This is a genomic window from Stenotrophomonas sp. GL_111 (genome assembly GCF_057835245.1).
In genome coordinates this window covers 3,131,088-3,146,453 of the sequence record NZ_CM174421.1, presented here as the reverse complement: position 1 = coordinate 3,146,453, position 15,366 = coordinate 3,131,088, and the positions used below count along the sequence as shown (strand labels likewise).

Here is a 15,366-nt window from a genome sequence, read left to right as displayed (position 1 = left end):
TTCCCAAGGACACTGCATGAAATTGTTTGAGATCCTCCTGGTCGTACTGACGCTGGCTTCGGGCCTGACCCTGCTGGCCGACAAGCTGTACTTCGCCAGGCGCCGCGCCCAGCGCGCCGGGCTGCTGGACTCCGAGCCGGTACTGGTGGATTACTCACGGGCGTTCTTCCCGGTGCTGGCGATCGTGCTGGTGGTGCGCAGCTTCATCGCCGAGCCCTACAAGATCCCGTCCAGCTCGATGATGCCGAACCTGCTGATCGGCGATTTCATCCTGGTCAACAAGTTCGCCTACGGCCTGCGCCTGCCGCTGAACAACGCCAAGATCGTGCCGATCGGCGAGCCCAAGCGCGGCGACGTGGTGGTGTTCCACTTCCCCGGCCATTCGGACAACGATCCGGCCAAGGGCGAGAACTTCATCAAGCGCGTGGTCGGCGTGCCGGGCGATGAGATCGTGTTCCAGGGCAACGGGCTGATCCTCAACGGCCAGCCGCTCAAGTACGACAACAAGGGCCTGTACGCCGGCCACCGTGGCCAGGGCGAGGGCAGCTCGCTGCTGGTCGAGCACCTGCCGGGCCGCACTCACACCGTGCTGGAGACCGACTACCCGCGCGGCGATGGCCAGTGGACCGTGCCGGCTGGCAAGTACCTGGTGATGGGCGACAACCGTGACAACAGCGATGATGGCCGCTTCTGGGGCCTGCTGCCGGAGGAAAACCTGCGCGGCAAGGCCTTCCTGATCTGGCTGAACTGCTCGGGCTGGTTCTGCAAGGACGGTTTCGAGCCGTCGCGGATCGGCTCGGGCATCAATTGATCCATGACACTGGCGTATCTGGGGAGAACGCAATGAAAACGGTGAAATCGCAGCGCGGCATGACCTTGACCTCGTTCCTGGCGGTGTTGATCGTGATCGCCTTCGGCCTGTACATCGGCATGAAGCTGTTCCCGATGTACCAGGAGTATTACGCGGTGCGTTCGGCGCTCAAGAGCCTGGCCAAGGAGCCGGGCGTGGGCAACATGGAACCGGCCCGGGTCCAGGAAATGTTCTTCAAGCGGCTGTACATCAGCTACTCGGAGAACGTGAAGCCGGCCGATGTGAAGTTCGAACGCCTCAGCGGTGGCTGGAACATGAAGGTCAACTACGAGGTGCGCCGCGAACTGATCGGCAACCTGGATGTGGTTGGCAAATTTGATACGAACCAGGAATTGACCCTCAACGGTGTCGACTAAGACTTTCCAGCGTGGTGACCTGATCGGGCACCCCTTCAACGATCCGGGCCTGCTCCAGCAGGCCCTGACGCATCGCAGTGCCGGCACGCCCAACAATGAGCGGCTGGAGTTCCTCGGCGACAGCATCGTCAACATGATGGTCGCCCAGGCGCTGTACGAGCGCTGGCCCAAGGCCGACGAAGGCGCGCTGACCCGCGCCCGCGCCGAGCTGGTCCGCGAGGGCGCGCTGGCGGTCATCGCGCGCACCCTGGAGCTCGGCGACCGGCTGACCCTGGGCCCGGGCGAAATGAAATCCGGCGGCCACCGTCGCGACTCGATCCTGGCCGACGCCCTGGAAGCGGTGGTGGCGGCGATCTACCTGGATGTGGGCTTCACCGCCTGCCAGGCCGTGGTGTTGCCCTGGTTCGGCGCCTCGATGGAAGCGCTGCCGGCCACCGGCAAACCCGAGAAAGACCCCAAGACCCGATTGCAGGAATGGCTCCAGGCCCGACAGAAGGCATTGCCGCTGTACGAGCTGGTGTCAGAATCGGGTGACGATCATGCCAAGACCTTCCGGGTACGCTGCGGCGTAGCCGATCCCGCTGTCAGCACCGAAGGCGAAGGTGCCTCGCGACGGCTGGCCGAACAACAGGCGGCTGCGGCCGCCCTCGAGCAACTGGATTCCAAGTGAGCGAAGCAACCCCCCATCATTGCGGCAGCGTGGCCGTCATCGGCCGCCCCAACGTCGGCAAATCCACCCTGACCAACGCCCTGGTGGGCGCCAAGGTCAGCATCGTCTCCAACCGGCCGCAGACCACGCGGCACCGGCTGCTCGGCATTGCCAGCTACCCGGAAGGGCAGCTGGTGCTGGTCGACACGCCCGGCCTGCACCGGGTCCAGAAGCGCGCCATGAACCGGGTGATGAACCGCGCCGCGCGCGGCTCGCTCGAAGGCGTGGACGCCGGCATGCTGGTGATCGAAGCCGGCCGCTGGGACGAGGAAGACACCCTGGCCTTCAACGTGCTCCGCGACTCGGGCATCCCGGTGGTGCTGGTGGTCAACAAGGTTGACCGGCTCAAGGAAAAGGCCGCGCTGCTGCCGTTCCTGCAGCAGGTCACCGAGGGCCGCACCTTTGCGGCCGTGCATCCGATTTCGGCGCAGAAGCGCAACGGCCTGGAAGCGCTGGTGCGCGACCTGCTCAAGCTGCTGCCCGAAGCCCCGCCGATGTTCGGCGAGGACGAGATCACCGACCGCAGCCAGCGCTTCCTGGCCGGCGAGCTGGTCCGCGAGCAGCTGATGCGCCAGTTGGGTGAAGAGCTGCCGTATGCCACCACGGTGGAGATCGAACGCTTCGTGGAAGACGGCAACCTGCTGCGCATCGGCGCGGTGATCTGGGTCGAGCGCGAAGGCCAGAAGGCCATCGTGATCGGCAAGGGCGGTACCCGCCTGAAGGATATCGGCGCCAAGTCGCGCATGCAGATGGAACGCCTGTTCGACGCCAAGGTTTTCCTGGAAACCTGGGTGCGCGTGCGTGAAGGCTGGTCCGACGACGAGGCCGCGCTGAAGGCCTTCGGCTACGAGTAAGCCCGGTCCTGCGACGGTCGGCGGCTGAGCCATGCGCATCGACGACGAGCCGGGCTACGTCCTGCACGCCCGCGCCTGGCGCGAGACCAGCCTGCTGGTCGAGGTGCTGACCGAGCAGTACGGACGGATCGGGGTGTTGGCGCGGGGCGTCAGCAGCCCGCGCAGCCAGGCGCTGCGGGCGGCGTTGCAGCCGCTGCAATGGATTCGGCTGAGCGCGGTGCAGCGCGGCGAACTGGCCCAGCTGCGCGGCGCCGAGGCGCTGGATGCCGCACCCCGGCTGGGGGGCGAGGCGATGCTGGCCGGCTTCTACATCAATGAACTGCTGATGCGGTTGGCCCCCCGCCAGGACCCGCTGCCCGAGCTGTACGACCATTACGGGGTGGTCCGCCAGCGCTTGCGCGACGCCGAGCCGCTGGCCTGGAGCCTGCGGCGTTTCGAGCGCGACCTGCTGGAAGTGCTGGGTTTTGGCTTCGACCTGGCCCATGCCAGCGACGGCACGCCGATCGATCCGGCCGCTCGCTACGAGCTGGACCCGCAGGAGGGCCCGCGACGGCTGCTCAGCGACCGCGGTGCTGACCAGCGCCGGGGCGTTGCTACCGGCAGCGCCCTGCTGGCGCTGGCCGCCGACGAGTTGCCCGGTACTGAGGACCTGGCCAGCCTGCGGCGCGGCATGCGCGCCGTGCTGCTGCACCATCTGGGCGGGCGCGGGCTGAAATCCTGGGAAATGCTCGAAGACCTCGCGCGCCGCCGGTAAAGCCGGGCCATGCCCGGCTGCCCTGGCCTCAATGCAGAAGTGATTCCACCGCGGCCTGGAACTGGGTGTGCGCACCGCTTGAATCCGGCGCCTGATGCAGCTGACGCACCGCACGGGCCAGCCGCGCCGCGCCGACGAAGCCACAGCTGGCCTGCAGCCGATGCAGCTGCCCCTGCAAAGCGCGCAGATCCTGCTTGAGCAGGGCCTGGGCCACCGCGTCGCGGACCCCCGGCAGTTCGGCCAGGAACAGTTCACGCAGCGCGATCAGGTGGTGGCGTTGCCCGTTCAGCGCGGCCAGGGCGGTGATTTCATCCCAGTCTTCACGCTCGGCTTCGCTGGCGCCGATCGGCAGCACCGGGGCGCTGCCGGGGCTGTTGACCAGGGCCCGGCGCACGGCCTTGAGCAGCTGCTCGCGGCTCAATGGCTTGACCAGGGTCTCGCTGAAACCGGCATCGCGCAGGCGCGAGTGGATGCTGGTGTCGCCATCGGCGGTGTGCGCCAGCGCCGGGGTGTCCGGGCGTGAACGGCGCAGTTCGTGCAGCAGTTCGGTGCCATTGCCGTCGGGCAGGTTGACGTCGATCAGCCACAGGTCGTGCTGGCCGCTGCGTCCGCGGTCCATGGCCGTGGCCAGTGAATCGGCCGTATCCACCTGGGCCGGTAGGGTTTCCAGCGCGGCCTTGAAGAAGCCGCGGCTGATGGTGTCGTCCTCGACGAGCAGGAATCGGGGCATGGGATCCCTCGGGGTCATCTGCATTGGGGCTGCCTCCATGTCAGCTAGGGTCATATTAAACACGAAGACGGCGGCTGCAAGCGTCCACGCCGGGCGCCAGCGCAGCTGGATGCGTGTATCTGCGACAATACGCACCCTTTTTGCCCGCAGCCTGTTGCCACGTGGCCCGATCCCGCTCCCGACTCGACCGTACCCCGTTCCAGACCGACATCCTCGACCTCAGCCATGATGGCCGGGGCGTCGCCCGCCGTGACGGCGCGGGTGGCAAGGTCACCTTCATCACCGGCGCGTTGCCGGGCGAAGTGGTGACGGCTGAGCCGACCGCGCGCAACCGTCATTTCGACGAGGCGCGCACCCTGGAGGTGCTGCAGCCCTCGGCGCAGCGGGTGACCCCGCGCTGCCCGCACTTCGGCGTCTGCGCCGGCTGCGTGCTGCAGCATCTGGAGGAGTCCCAGCAGATCGTGGCCAAGCAGCGGGTGCTGATGGACAACCTGTCGCGGATCGGCCACGTCACGCCCGGTACGGTACTGCCGCCGCTGGTCGGTGAAAGCTGGGGCTACCGCCGCAAGGGCCGCTTCTCGGTGCGACGGGTCGAGAAGAAGGACAAGACCCTGGTCGGCTTCCGCGAGCAGGATCCGCGTTTTGTCGCCGATCTCAGCCAGTGCCTGACGGTGATTCCGGAGATCGGCAGCAAGGTCGGGGTGATGGCCGCGTTCATCGAAACCCTCGACGGCAAGCGCGATATCCCGCAGATCGAATTCATCGCCGGCGATGACACGGTGATGCTGACCATCCGCCATATGCAGCCGCTCAGCGACGCCGACCGTGCCGCCTGGACCGCGTTCGGGCAGGAACATGGTTTCGCCATTTCGCTGCAGCCCGGTGGCCTTGAAACGGTGCAGCCGCTGTGGCCGGCGCAGGTGCCGCTGTCGTTCAAGCTGGCGCCATGGGATGTCGAGCTGGCGTTCCGCCCGCTGGACTTCATCCAGGTCAATGCCAAGCTCAACGTGAAGATGATTGAACTGGCCCTGCAGCTGCTCGACGCCGGTCCGGACGAGCGCGTGCTGGATCTGTTCTGTGGCCTGGGCAATTTCACCCTGCCGCTGGCGCGTACCGTGCGCGAAGTGGTCGGCGTGGAAGGCGAGGCGGGCCTGGTGGCGCGCGCGAAGGAAAACGCCGAGCGCAACGGGTTGGACAACGCGCAGTTCTTCGCCGCCGACCTGACCCAGGACCAGCGGCAGACGCCGTGGATGCGCCAGGGCTTCGACAAGCTGCTGCTGGACCCGCCGCGCTCGGGGGCGATCGAGGTGCTGCAGCAGCTGCCGTTGAAGCAGTTCAAGCGCATCGTCTACGTCAGCTGCCACCCGGGTTCATTGGCGCGCGACGCCGGTTACCTGGTCAACGAGCAGGGCTTCACCCTGGTCAGTGCCGGTGCGATGGACATGTTCCCGCACACCGCACATGTGGAAAGCATCGCGGTGTTCGAGAAGCGCTGAGCGTGCGGAAGCCGCCACGCATGGCGTGGCGCTACCGTTCGTCGTCGGCCGTGGCGGGCACCGCGTTCTGCCACTGGCCCTTGGCGTCGAACACGTAGGTCTGGATGCGGGTGCCGCGATCCTGATCGTCGCCCAGGGTGACCTCGCAGCTGATTTCCGCGGCGCGGGATTCACGCAGCTCGCAGTCCTCGATGGCCAGCACCTGGAAGCGTGACTGGAAGGTGCGCAGCGCCTCGCCGTGCGCGGCATCGGCGCTGGTGGCGATCTCGGCCTGCATCTGTTCCACGGCCAACGCCCGCACCCGCTCGCGCGGCGGCACCGGCGCATCGACGTCGGCCTGTTGCAACGTCCATCCCGTGCCCTGCGGCAGGAAGCGCAGCATCCGGTAGCGGGTCTTGACCCCGATCTCCAGCCCGACCAGACATTCATAGGCACCGGTGACAGTCGCGCTGGCAAAGCATGGCCCGTGCTCGAAACCGCGCGGGGTGAACATGGCCTGCAGCACGCGCTGCTGGTCGGTGGGCTCGGCAGGCGTTTCCTTTTCGACCACGGCCATCACCGCAGCTTCGATCTGCGCCGGGCCCGGTGCGTTGGCCGCGTCGGCGTGCATCGGCAAGGTGAGCAGGGGCAGCAGGGCAAGCGCGCAGCGCCATGCGGTGTGGGTGAGCATCGTCGAACATCCTTGCAGGTCAGCCAGCCAGTATAGAAGTTGCCCGGCATGGCCGGCTGCGGCCGCGCGTCGCATACTGTGTGCATGGGCATTGAAATCGAGCGGAAATATCGGGTCATCGGTGACGGCTGGCGCACGGCTGCGCACGCGGTGATCCCGATGGCGCAGGGCTACCTCAACGACAGCGCCGCGCTGGACAGTGGCGCGCAGAAGGCCTCCGTGCGCGTGCGTCTCCAGGGCGAGCAGGCCTTCCTCAACCTCAAGTCGCGCGAGATCGGGCACACCCGCCAGGAATTCGATTACCCCATTCCCGTTGAAGAAGCGCGGGCGCTGCTGGCGCTGTGCGTGGGCGGGCTGATCGACAAGCGCCGGCATCTGGTGCGGCATGCCGGGCTGGTCTGGGAAGTGGATGAATTCCTGGGCGACAACGCCGGGCTGGTGGTGGCCGAGGTCGAGCTGGAGCACGCCGACCAGCCCATCGACCTGCCGGACTGGGCCGGCGTCGAGGTAACCGACGAGGTCCGCTACTACAACCTCGCCCTGGCGGCGCGGCCATGGTCGCAGTGGTCCGCCGCCGAACAACAGGCCGCCGCCGACTGAGCCGGCCGGGCGGGGCGCTTGTTTTTCCGCGCCGCCGCCCATACCGATAGCGGATGAAAATCGATATCTGGTCCGATGTGGTGTGCCCCTGGTGCTGGATCGGTAAACACCGGTTCGAGCAGGGCCTGGCCCTGATGGGCGACGATGCGCCGCAGATCGAGGTGCAGTGGCATCCGTTCCTGCTCGATCCCGACGCCGGGACCACCCCGGTACCGCTGCGCGAGGCCTATGTAGCCAAGTTCGGCAGCGTCGAGCGCACCGAGCAGATCCTGTCCCAGACCCAGACCACGGCGCGCGCCGAAGGCCTGCCGATGGACTTCGAGCAGGGCCAGGTGCGGGTCACCACGCTGCCGGCACACCGGTTGATCTGGCTGGCCGGGCGTGAAGGCGTGCAGGCGGCGGTGGGCGAGGCGCTGTTCCGCGCCCACTTCGTGGAAGGCCGCAACCTGGCCGATCCGCAGACCTTGATCGCTGCCGCTGCTGCCGGTGGGATCGATGCCGAGCGGGTCAGTGCGTTGCTGGCCGGCGAGGAGGGGCTGGAGGAGATCCAGGCCCAGCTGGCCCAGGCCCAGGCGCTGGGCATTCAGTCGGTACCTACCTTTGTGATCAACGACCGCTACGCCCTCCAAGGCGCCCAGCCGCCGGAGGCGTTCGCCCAGGCGCTGCGCCAGATTGCCGCGGAGATGTCCGAGGCTGCCGCCCCGGCGGCCGCTGACGGCCAGGTCTGCGGCCCGCAGGGCTGCGCCTAACGGTGCCGGCCACGACCCACGGTCGTGGCCTAGCGTGCGCGGGTTCTGCGACAATGCGGCGGTGCGCCATGCGGGCGCCCCGTATTGGAGATCGACCATGCTCGTGATCGGCGTTGCCGGGACCGAACTCACCGCCCAGGAACGCGATTGGCTGCAGCACGACGCCGTGGCCGGGGTCATCCTGTTCAAGCGCAATTTCGCCTCGCGCCAGCAGGTCGCCGAGCTGTCGGCGGCGATCCGTGCCGCCGCGCCGCGCCCGCAGCTGATCTGTGTGGACCAGGAGGGCGGCCGCGTGCAGCGCTTCCGTGACGGCTACAGCGCGCTGCCGCCGCTGCAGGGCTTCGATGCGCTGTACCGGCAGGACCGCGACGCCGCGCTGGCCCTGGCCGAGCAGCACGCCTGGCTGATGGCCAGTGAAGTGCGCGCCAGCGGCGTGGACCTGAGCTTTGCCCCGGTGGTCGACCTGGGCCGGGGCAACCTGGCCATCGGCGACCGCGCATTCAGTGCCGACCCGCAGGTGGTGGCCGCCTTTACCACAGCCTACGTGCGTGGCATGCACAGCGTCGGCATGGCCGCCACGCTCAAGCATTTCCCCGGCCACGGCACCGTGCTCGAAGACACCCATTTCCACGACGCCAGCGACCCGCGTTCGCTCGAGGAACTGCGCGCGCTGGACCTGATCCCGTTCGCGGCCGGCATTGATGCCGGTGCCGACGCGGTGATGATGGCGCACGTGGTCTACCCGCAGGTCGCGCCGGAACCGGCCGGCTACTCGCCGCGCTGGATCCAGCAGATCCTGCGCGCCGAGATGGGCTTCCGCGGCGTGGTGTTCTCCGATGACATCGGCATGGCCGCCTCGTTCAGTGCCGGCGGGATCAAGGCGCGCGTGGATGCGCACCTGGACGCAGGCTGCGACGTGGTGCTGGTCTGCCACCCCGAGCTGGTCGATGAATCGCTGCGCGCCGTGCAGGATCGCCCCTTGAATACCGCTGCGCTGCTCGGCCTGATCGGTCGCGGCGCGCTTGGCTGGGACGGCCTGCTGGCCGATACCCGCCATGCCGATACCCAATCCCGTTTGCTTGACACTCTTGGAAGAACCGTCTGATGCCCAACCTCACCATTTCCCAGGCCCTGGCCCAGGCCGACCTGCTGGTCGACCGCCCCACCATCGACAAGGCCATTGCCGGCATCGCCGACGCCATCGCGCGCGATTACAAGGGCGAAGTGCCGTTGTTCCTGTCGATCATGCACGGCGCACTGCCGTTCGCCGGGCAGCTGGCACTGGAGCTGGGTGCGCGCGGCCAGGATGTGCAGTTCGATTACCTGCATGCCACCCGCTACCGCGGTGAAACCACCGGCGGCGAGCTGGTGTGGAAGCACAAGCCGGCCACCGCGCTGTTCGGCCGTCGCGTGCTGCTGGTCGATGACATCCTCGATGAAGGCTTCACCCTGCAGGGCGTGCGCACCTGGTGCCTGGAGCAGGGCGCCACCGACGTGCGCATCGCCGCGCTGACCGTGAAGCAGCACGACCGCGCGCTGCCGGACGTCAAGGCCGACTACGCCGGCATCGACCTGCCGGACCGCTATGTGTTCGGTTTCGGCATGGACGTCAACGAGACGCTGCGCTGCGTGCCGGCCATCTACGCGATGAAGGAATGATGGAACACATTGCACTGGCCGTCATTGGCGGCACCGGCGTCTACAAGCTGGCCCAGCTGGATGATGTCAGCAGCCACCAGGTCGACACCCGCTATGGCACGCCGTCCGGTCCGATCCGGATCGGCACGCTGCTGGGCCAGCGCGTCGCGTTCCTCGCGCGCCACGGTGAAGGCCACTCGCTGCCGCCGCACAAGATCAACTACCGCGCCAATCTTGCCGCGCTGCAGCAGATCGGCGCGACGCGCGTGCTCGCGCTCAACACCGTTGGCGGCATCACCGAACACTTCGGTCCGCGCGTGCTGGCCTGCCCGGACCAGCTGATCGACTACACCTGGGGCCGCATCTCCACGCTGTGCGAAGAGCCCGGCACCGACGTGCTGCATGTCGACTTCGGCCATCCGTACACGCCGCTGCTGCGCAGCAAGGTACTGGCGGCGGCCAAAGTCACCGGCGTGCGCCTGCAGGACGGTGGCTGCTACGGCGCAACGCAGGGCCCGCGGCTGGAAACCAATGCGGAAATTGCGCGGATGCGACGTGATGGCTGCGATCTGGTCGGCATGACCGGCATGCCCGAAGCCAGCCTCGCACGGGAGCTGGGACTGGACTACGCCTGCCTGGCCATCGTGGCCAATTGGGCCGCCGGCTGTGGCGATGGGGACGAAATCACGATGGCCGAAGTGCTGGCCAATGTGGACGCGGCATCGGCCGGATTGCCGGAACTGATTGGCGAAATGGCACGGGGGTGATTGTCATTGCGTAACAAGCTTTGCATACTCCGGCAGTGCGCTGGTTGAGCGTACACCACCCATTCATTGAAGAAGGTCTCGCATCACCATGCCGAACGGTACCGTCAAGTGGTTCAACGACGCCAAGGGATTTGGCTTTATTTCGCCGGAGGACGGTAGCGCCGACGTCTTCGCGCACTTCTCCGCGATCGACTCCAAGGGCTTCCGCAGTCTGCAGGAAGGCCAGAAGGTCACGTACGAAGTGACCCAGGGCCCGAAGGGCGCCCAAGCCTCCAAGATCGTGCCGGCGGCTGAGTAATTCTCGCGCTGCGCATTGAAAACCCCGCTTCGGCGGGGTTTTTTTTAGCTTGAAGCTGTGCGGTTTTAAATCGATCCATACGTCAAAGAGGAAGCGCATGTCGCCACGTCGCTCCATCGCCATCGTCGGATATGGCACTGCAGGCCAGGCGTTATCGGTGCTGCTTTCACGCGACCATCACGATGTGCACGTCTTCGAACGTGCCGCTGCACCGGGTCCCGTCGGTGCGGGTTTCCTGCTGCAACCCAGCGGGCTGGAGGTGTTGTGGCAGATGCAGCTGTTGCCGCAGGTGCTGCAGCACGGCGCGGCGGTACGCCGCTTGTACGGCGAAACGCCGTGCGGTCGTGCCGTGATGGACATCCGCTACGCCGCGTTGGACGCGCGCCTGTGCGGCATCGGCATGCAGCGTGGCGCGCTGTTCTCGCTGCTGGCGCAGGCGTGGGCGCATCCGGGCAACCTGCAGGCGGACACCACCATCGTCGATGTCGATGCTGCACAGGGCCGGCTACGCGATGCGCGCGGGCACTGGCATGGCCCCTACGACCTGGTGATCGCCGCCGATGGTGCCGCCTCGTCGCTGCGCGCGCAGGTACAGGGAACGCGCCTGGACCGCGAGTACCCGTGGGGGGCGCTGTGGTGCCTGCTGCCGCGTGGCGATTGGCCGCATCACGATGAGCTGCGCCAGCGTTACGTGGCGGCGCGCAAGATGATCGGGCTGTTGCCGGTGGGTACCCGCCCCGGCGATGACGCGCCGCGGCTGAGCTTCTTCTGGAGCCTGCCACGCGATCAGTTCGCGCAGTGGGAGCGCGACGGCATGCCGCGCTGGCTCGATGAGATCGCCGCATTGTGGCCGCAGGCGCATCAGCGGTTGGAGGGTGTGTGCGAGAGTGCGCAGCTGGCACGCGCGGGTTATCGCGATGCGGTGATGACGCGCTGGCATCGTGAGCGGTTGGTGCTGGCCGGCGATGCCGCGCATGCGATGAGCCCGCAGTTGGGGCAGGGCGTGAACATGGCGCTGATGGATGCTCTGGCGCTGCGCGATGCGCTGCGCATGCACGCCGATCGCGATGCCGCGCTGCAGGCCTACCAGCAGCAGCGCCGCGCGCATGTGGCGATCTATCAATTCTGGAGCCGGTGGCTGACGCCGCTGTTCCAGTCCGATCGCGACACGGTTGCGCGCGCACGCGACGTGCTGTTTGGTCCGATGGGGCGTGTGCCGGGCGGTCGTGGCCACATGCTGCGCGTGCTCAGCGGCACCCAGCGCGGCTGGCTGGGGAAACTGCCGCTGTCGGCGGAATTCGTCACTGCGCTGGCCGCGCAGCAGGCGGCGTTGCCATCCGCTGATAACGCCGCGTAGGGGTCGATCATGCCCAGGTGAAGGTGTGTTTAACATCTATTGACGATGGACTCACCGCCTATCTGCGACAACTGACCGGTAAAGATTGCCCCCGGTCCGTGATGGACGGATCGCATTGCCAAGGAGAAAAACATGCTGTTCCCGGCCGAAGTCCTGGATGCTGAAATCTGCAAGCTGCGCGGTCTACTGCAGATGCTGCACGAGGATCAGCCTGATGTGATGGACGATGTCTTCGAGTTCCACGTCACCAGCCTCATTACCCACGCGGCACCGGATCAGCATCTGCGCATCCGCATCGCGGCGCGCGAGATGATGGCCGAGATCCTGCGTCAACCGGTGCGTCCCCGGCCACTGCTGCCGGATATCCGTCTGATGCCGGACGTGCTTGCACCCGCCGCATAAGCCACGGGACACACGCCGCGCTAGCGGCGCGGCAGCGCGATGACCTGTTCTTCCACGCACGCCACCAACTGCTCGCCAGGCGCTGGCACCGGTGCGATGCCGGCAGTGAAGCGCGACCATGCTGGCAACACCGTGAGCCGCTCACGTAGCCAGAATGCCGGCCAGCGCCGCTGCATGCCCGAAAAGCGCGCCAGCGGGTGCAGGTGCCCGCAGAGCACGTGCAGTGAAGGATGTGGCACCGGATCGTGGCGCAACAGGAACGGTCCCTCCTGCACGCGCTCGCCGGGCAGTTCGATGCCGAGGTTGGCCTTGGGCAGCGCACGGTCGTGATTGCCGGACAGCGCCGCGATACGTACGTCGGCATGGCATTCGCGCCAGCCTTGCCACTGCCGATACCACGCCGTGCGATGCACGTTGCCGTGCAGCACATCGCCCAGGATCCACAGCGTCCGCACGTCATGGCGCTGGAACAGCGTGGACAACCGCTGCAGGTCATCCTCGGTGCCGCCGCTGGGCAGGCCGATGCCGGCGCGGCGGAACGCGTCGGCCTTGCCCAGGTGCAGGTCGGCGATCAACAGTGCCTGCCGTGCCGGACAGTACAGTGCGCGCGCGCCGAGCAGCAGCATCGGTTGGTCGGCGAGGGTCATCGGCAGCTCATGGGCCATGGCGGTTCTCCAATTGGTGTGCCGCACGCTGCACGCGGGTCGTCCAGTCTTCGTTGCTGAGTTGTCCGCGGAGGCGTTCGGCCCACAGCGGGAACGACAACGGGCCCAGACTGGGTGGCGACTGCAACCTCACGGTGCGGGCGAGGCAGCGCCGCAGCGTGGCTTCCAGGCCGTCCAGATCCAGCTGCGTCTGCAGCACCTCACGTTCGGCCAGTTCGAGCAGGATATGCCCGGGGTCGTGCTGGCGCAGTACGTCATACAGCAGCCCGCTGGAGGCCTGCAGCTGGCGCAGGCTGCGGGGCGCGCGCCCGGGCAGTGCAGGAACCAGCAGGCCCGATACGCGTGCGATATCGCGGAACTGGCGACGGGCCAGCTCACCCAGGTTGAGGCTGGCGCGCAGATCCTCCCGCAATCCCGCAGGCTGCAGCAGTGTGTGCAGCAGCGGTGCATCCAAGGTGATCGGGTGCGCAGGTGCCAGCACGAAGCCGTAGTCATTGGCGGCATAGGCGAACGTGTTGGGCTGCAGCCGGGTCAGGCGCGTCGCCATCAATGCGGCGACAGCTTCGTTGCGCTGGCGTCCGGCGAACGGATAGACGAAGACGAACTGGGCGCCACGCCGGCGCACATCTTCCACCAGCAGTGTGTCGGGGGAGGGCAGCATCGACAACTGCGACTGCAGCGCCAGCAGCGGGGCCAGCCAGCGCATCTCCGGCGAGTGCGATGGTGCGCCGAATTCAACCTCCATCTCATGCCCGAGTTCGCCCGACAAGGGCAGGCGTCCGCCCTGCCAGCGCGGCACCACGCCCTGGCCATGTTTGGCCAGGCGCACGTGCGCGGTGAGGTTCTCCAGCCGCACCAGTTCCAGCAGGCGACCGGCGAACTGGAAGCGGTCGCCCGGGCGCAGCCGGCCCACGAACTGTTCTTCCACCGCACCCAGCCGCCCGCCGCGCAGGAACTGCACGATGACGCTGCCATCGCTGGTGATGGTGCCGATCGATGCGCGATGGCGCAGTGCGACGCGGCGGTCGTGCACCCGGTAGAGGCCGTCGTCGTCGCGCACCACTTTGTGGAAGTCCGGATACTGCGACAACGCGCGCCCGCCCTGCACGATGAAATCGAGCACGCCCTGCCAGTGGATATCATCCAGTGCGGCGAAGGCGTAGGTGCGGCGCACCTGCGCCAACAACGCATCGGCATCGAAGCCGCCGCCCAGCGCGCAGCTCACGCAATGCTGGGCCAGCACGTCCAGCGACAGCTGCAACGGACGCCGTGCTTCGATCACGCCATCGGCCAGCGCACGGCGCGCAGCGGCGTACTCCACCAGCTCCAGCGCGTGCGATGGCACGCAGACGACATGCCCGGATTCGCCCGGGCGATGCCGCGCGCGACCGGCACGCTGCAACAGGCGGGCAATGCCCTTGGGGCTGCCGATCTGCAGCACCTGGTCCACTGCCGGGAAGTCCACGCCCAGGTCCAGGCTGGAGGTGGCCACCACACAGCGCAGCCGGCCATCGCGCAGGCCCTGCTCGGCCTCCCGGCGCAATGCAGGATCCAGTGAGCCGTGGTGCAGGGCCAGGCGGGCGGGGTCTTCCGGCCATACCGCCGCCAGTGCCTGGTGCCACAGCTCCGCCTGGGCGCGGGTATTGGTGAACAACAGGCTGGTGCCAACGGCCATCAGCTTCTCCAGTACCCGCTGCAGCTGCGACAAGCCCAGGTGGCCAGCCCATGGAAAGCGCTCGCCGTGCGCAGGCAGCAGCGTTTCCAGGCGGACCGGCCGCGGACGCGCACCGGCGACCAGCGCGGCGTCGGGCAGGTCGGGCAGCAGCACCGCGCGCGCCTGCGCCAGGTTGCCGAGCGTGGCCGACAGACCCCACACCTGTAGTGCCGGCAGCGCATCGCGCAGGCGGCGCAGGTTCAACTGCAGCAGCACGCCCCGTTTGTTGCCCAGCAGTTCATGCCATTCATCGACCACCACGCAACGCAGCTGGCGCATCTTCGCCATGCCGTCGGGATAGCTCAGCAGCAGCGCCAGCGATTCAGGCGTGGTCACCAGCACATCGACACGCCCCTCGCGGGCCCGTCGCTTGTCGCCCGCGCTGGCGTCGCCCGTGCGCAGCCCCACCTGCCAGTCCAGGCCCAGCGCGGACAGCGGTTCACGCAGGGCGCGCGCGGTGTCATTGGCCAAGGCGCGCAGCGGGGTGATCCACAGCACCTGCAGCGCCGGCACCGGCCTGCGTGCACGGCCTCCCGGCGTGGGTGGCAACGGATCGACCAGCGCCTGCAGCAGTGGGCCACCGAACATCGCCAGTGTCTTGCCGCTGCCGGTAGGCGTGTGCAGCAGCCCGGACGCGCCGGACAGGTAGTGTCGCCACATCGCCTTCTGGAAGGGCAGGGGCGCCCAGCCGCGGCTGGCGAACCATGCGCCCAGCCGGGCCATCGCCTCGCGCCGG

Annotated in this window: 18 protein-coding genes; 14 read left to right on the top strand and 4 right to left on the bottom strand. The window is 67.7% G+C overall.

Annotated features, from left to right (window positions below; genetic code table 11):
- The first annotated feature begins 16 nt into the window (after window positions 1-16).
- The 5 genes from lepB to recO are packed head-to-tail and all read left to right on the top strand — an operon-like array spanning window position 17 to window position 3,544.
- Window positions 17-811, top strand: a complete 795-nt coding sequence (gene lepB, locus AC3IPM_RS14085) for a signal peptidase I (RefSeq protein WP_489300570.1) — start codon at window positions 17-19, stop codon at window positions 809-811.
- A 32-nt stretch (window positions 812-843) separates the two neighbouring features.
- Window positions 844-1,227, top strand: coding sequence for a DUF4845 domain-containing protein (locus AC3IPM_RS14080; protein WP_489300569.1), 384 nt, complete (start codon window positions 844-846; stop codon window positions 1,225-1,227).
- The gene (gene rnc / locus AC3IPM_RS14075; protein ID WP_489300568.1) at window positions 1,217-1,897 is read left to right on the top strand and encodes a ribonuclease III; all 681 of its coding nucleotides are present in this window, start codon (window positions 1,217-1,219) and stop codon (window positions 1,895-1,897) included. The genes AC3IPM_RS14080 and rnc overlap by 11 nt, the downstream gene beginning before the upstream one ends.
- Complete coding sequence (era, locus tag AC3IPM_RS14070) at window positions 1,894-2,790, top strand: GTPase Era (protein WP_489300567.1); 897 nt, start codon at window positions 1,894-1,896, stop codon at window positions 2,788-2,790. Before rnc ends, era begins: the two co-directional genes overlap by 4 nt.
- A 31-nt stretch (window positions 2,791-2,821) precedes the next feature.
- The gene (recO, locus tag AC3IPM_RS14065) at window positions 2,822-3,544 is read left to right on the top strand and encodes a DNA repair protein RecO (RefSeq protein ID WP_489300566.1); all 723 of its coding nucleotides are present in this window, start codon (window positions 2,822-2,824) and stop codon (window positions 3,542-3,544) included.
- Between the two features lie 28 nt (window positions 3,545-3,572).
- Here the strand turns inward: recO and AC3IPM_RS14060 are convergent, their stop codons facing one another.
- The gene (locus AC3IPM_RS14060; RefSeq protein WP_489300565.1) at window positions 3,573-4,298 is read right to left on the bottom strand and encodes a response regulator; all 726 of its coding nucleotides are present in this window, start codon (window positions 4,296-4,298) and stop codon (window positions 3,573-3,575) included.
- A 137-nt stretch (window positions 4,299-4,435) separates the two neighbouring features.
- Between AC3IPM_RS14060 and rlmD the strand changes: the two genes are divergently transcribed.
- Window positions 4,436-5,770, top strand: a complete 1,335-nt coding sequence (gene rlmD / locus AC3IPM_RS14055; protein ID WP_489300564.1) for a 23S rRNA (uracil(1939)-C(5))-methyltransferase RlmD — start codon at window positions 4,436-4,438, stop codon at window positions 5,768-5,770.
- A gap of 31 nt (window positions 5,771-5,801) precedes the next feature.
- On the opposite strand, the gene AC3IPM_RS14050 is transcribed toward rlmD, so the two are convergent.
- On the bottom strand, window positions 5,802-6,440 hold the full coding sequence (locus AC3IPM_RS14050; protein WP_489300563.1) for a hypothetical protein: 639 nt from the start codon (window positions 6,438-6,440) through the stop codon (window positions 5,802-5,804).
- Between the two features lie 84 nt (window positions 6,441-6,524).
- Between AC3IPM_RS14050 and AC3IPM_RS14045 the strand changes: the two genes are divergently transcribed.
- The 8 genes from AC3IPM_RS14045 (at window position 6,525) to AC3IPM_RS14010 (ending at window position 12,251) form a co-directional block, all read left to right on the top strand.
- Window positions 6,525-7,040 (top strand): CYTH domain-containing protein, encoded by a 516-nt coding sequence (locus AC3IPM_RS14045; RefSeq protein ID WP_489300562.1) that lies wholly within the window; start codon window positions 6,525-6,527, stop codon window positions 7,038-7,040.
- A gap of 53 nt (window positions 7,041-7,093) precedes the next feature.
- Window positions 7,094-7,789, top strand: a complete 696-nt coding sequence (locus AC3IPM_RS14040) for a DsbA family oxidoreductase (protein WP_489300560.1) — start codon at window positions 7,094-7,096, stop codon at window positions 7,787-7,789.
- Window positions 7,790-7,886: 97 nt separating this feature from the next.
- Entirely contained in the window at window positions 7,887-8,894 is a 1,008-nt protein-coding gene (gene nagZ / locus AC3IPM_RS14035) for a beta-N-acetylhexosaminidase (RefSeq protein WP_489300559.1), read from the top strand.
- A complete protein-coding gene (locus AC3IPM_RS14030; protein ID WP_489300558.1) occupies window positions 8,894-9,448 on the top strand; it encodes a hypoxanthine-guanine phosphoribosyltransferase in 555 nt (184 codons plus the stop codon). Before nagZ ends, AC3IPM_RS14030 begins: the two co-directional genes overlap by 1 nt.
- Window positions 9,448-10,194: an S-methyl-5'-thioinosine phosphorylase gene (locus tag AC3IPM_RS14025; RefSeq protein WP_489300557.1), complete on the top strand. Its 747-nt coding sequence runs from the start codon at window positions 9,448-9,450 to the stop codon at window positions 10,192-10,194. The genes AC3IPM_RS14030 and AC3IPM_RS14025 overlap by 1 nt, the downstream gene beginning before the upstream one ends.
- Window positions 10,195-10,282: 88 nt before the next feature.
- On the top strand, window positions 10,283-10,492 hold the full coding sequence (locus AC3IPM_RS14020) for a cold-shock protein (protein WP_489300556.1): 210 nt from the start codon (window positions 10,283-10,285) through the stop codon (window positions 10,490-10,492).
- A gap of 97 nt (window positions 10,493-10,589) precedes the next feature.
- Window positions 10,590-11,849, top strand: a complete 1,260-nt coding sequence (locus AC3IPM_RS14015; protein WP_489300555.1) for an FAD-dependent oxidoreductase — start codon at window positions 10,590-10,592, stop codon at window positions 11,847-11,849.
- A 132-nt stretch (window positions 11,850-11,981) separates the two neighbouring features.
- Entirely contained in the window at window positions 11,982-12,251 is a 270-nt protein-coding gene (locus AC3IPM_RS14010; RefSeq protein WP_489300554.1) for a hypothetical protein, read from the top strand.
- Window positions 12,252-12,271: 20 nt separating this feature from the next.
- Here the strand turns inward: AC3IPM_RS14010 and pdeM are convergent, their stop codons facing one another.
- Window positions 12,272-12,916 carry a ligase-associated DNA damage response endonuclease PdeM gene (gene pdeM / locus AC3IPM_RS14005; RefSeq protein ID WP_489300552.1) on the bottom strand — a complete coding sequence of 215 codons (645 nt, stop codon included), beginning with the start codon at window positions 12,914-12,916 and terminating at the stop codon, window positions 12,272-12,274.
- A complete protein-coding gene (locus tag AC3IPM_RS14000; protein WP_489304153.1) occupies window positions 12,906-15,353 on the bottom strand; it encodes a ligase-associated DNA damage response DEXH box helicase in 2,448 nt (815 codons plus the stop codon). The genes pdeM and AC3IPM_RS14000 overlap by 11 nt, the downstream gene beginning before the upstream one ends.
- Window positions 15,354-15,366: the final 13 nt, after the last annotated feature.

Excerpts from the sequence above, each read along its gene's own strand:
- lepB (WP_489300570.1), top strand. The coding sequence starts at position 17 with ATGAAATTGTTTGAGATCCTCCTGGTCGTACTGACGCTGGCTTCGGGC.
- AC3IPM_RS14080 (WP_489300569.1), top strand. The coding sequence starts at position 844 with ATGAAAACGGTGAAATCGCAGCGCGGCATGACCTTGACCTCGTTCCTG.
- recO (WP_489300566.1), top strand. The coding sequence starts at position 2,822 with ATGCGCATCGACGACGAGCCGGGCTACGTCCTGCACGCCCGCGCCTGG.
- AC3IPM_RS14060 (WP_489300565.1), bottom strand. The coding sequence starts at position 4,298 with ATGCAGATGACCCCGAGGGATCCCATGCCCCGATTCCTGCTCGTCGAG.
- AC3IPM_RS14050 (WP_489300563.1), bottom strand. The coding sequence starts at position 6,440 with ATGCTCACCCACACCGCATGGCGCTGCGCGCTTGCCCTGCTGCCCCTG.
- AC3IPM_RS14045 (WP_489300562.1), top strand. The coding sequence starts at position 6,525 with ATGGGCATTGAAATCGAGCGGAAATATCGGGTCATCGGTGACGGCTGG.
- AC3IPM_RS14040 (WP_489300560.1), top strand. The coding sequence starts at position 7,094 with ATGAAAATCGATATCTGGTCCGATGTGGTGTGCCCCTGGTGCTGGATC.
- nagZ (WP_489300559.1), top strand. The coding sequence starts at position 7,887 with ATGCTCGTGATCGGCGTTGCCGGGACCGAACTCACCGCCCAGGAACGC.
- AC3IPM_RS14030 (WP_489300558.1), top strand. The coding sequence starts at position 8,894 with ATGCCCAACCTCACCATTTCCCAGGCCCTGGCCCAGGCCGACCTGCTG.
- AC3IPM_RS14025 (WP_489300557.1), top strand. The coding sequence starts at position 9,448 with ATGGAACACATTGCACTGGCCGTCATTGGCGGCACCGGCGTCTACAAG.
- AC3IPM_RS14020 (WP_489300556.1), top strand. The coding sequence starts at position 10,283 with ATGCCGAACGGTACCGTCAAGTGGTTCAACGACGCCAAGGGATTTGGC.
- AC3IPM_RS14015 (WP_489300555.1), top strand. The coding sequence starts at position 10,590 with ATGTCGCCACGTCGCTCCATCGCCATCGTCGGATATGGCACTGCAGGC.
- AC3IPM_RS14010 (WP_489300554.1), top strand. The coding sequence starts at position 11,982 with ATGCTGTTCCCGGCCGAAGTCCTGGATGCTGAAATCTGCAAGCTGCGC.
- pdeM (WP_489300552.1), bottom strand. The coding sequence starts at position 12,916 with ATGGCCCATGAGCTGCCGATGACCCTCGCCGACCAACCGATGCTGCTG.
- AC3IPM_RS14000 (WP_489304153.1), bottom strand. The coding sequence starts at position 15,353 with ATGGCCCGGCTGGGCGCATGGTTCGCCAGCCGCGGCTGGGCGCCCCTG.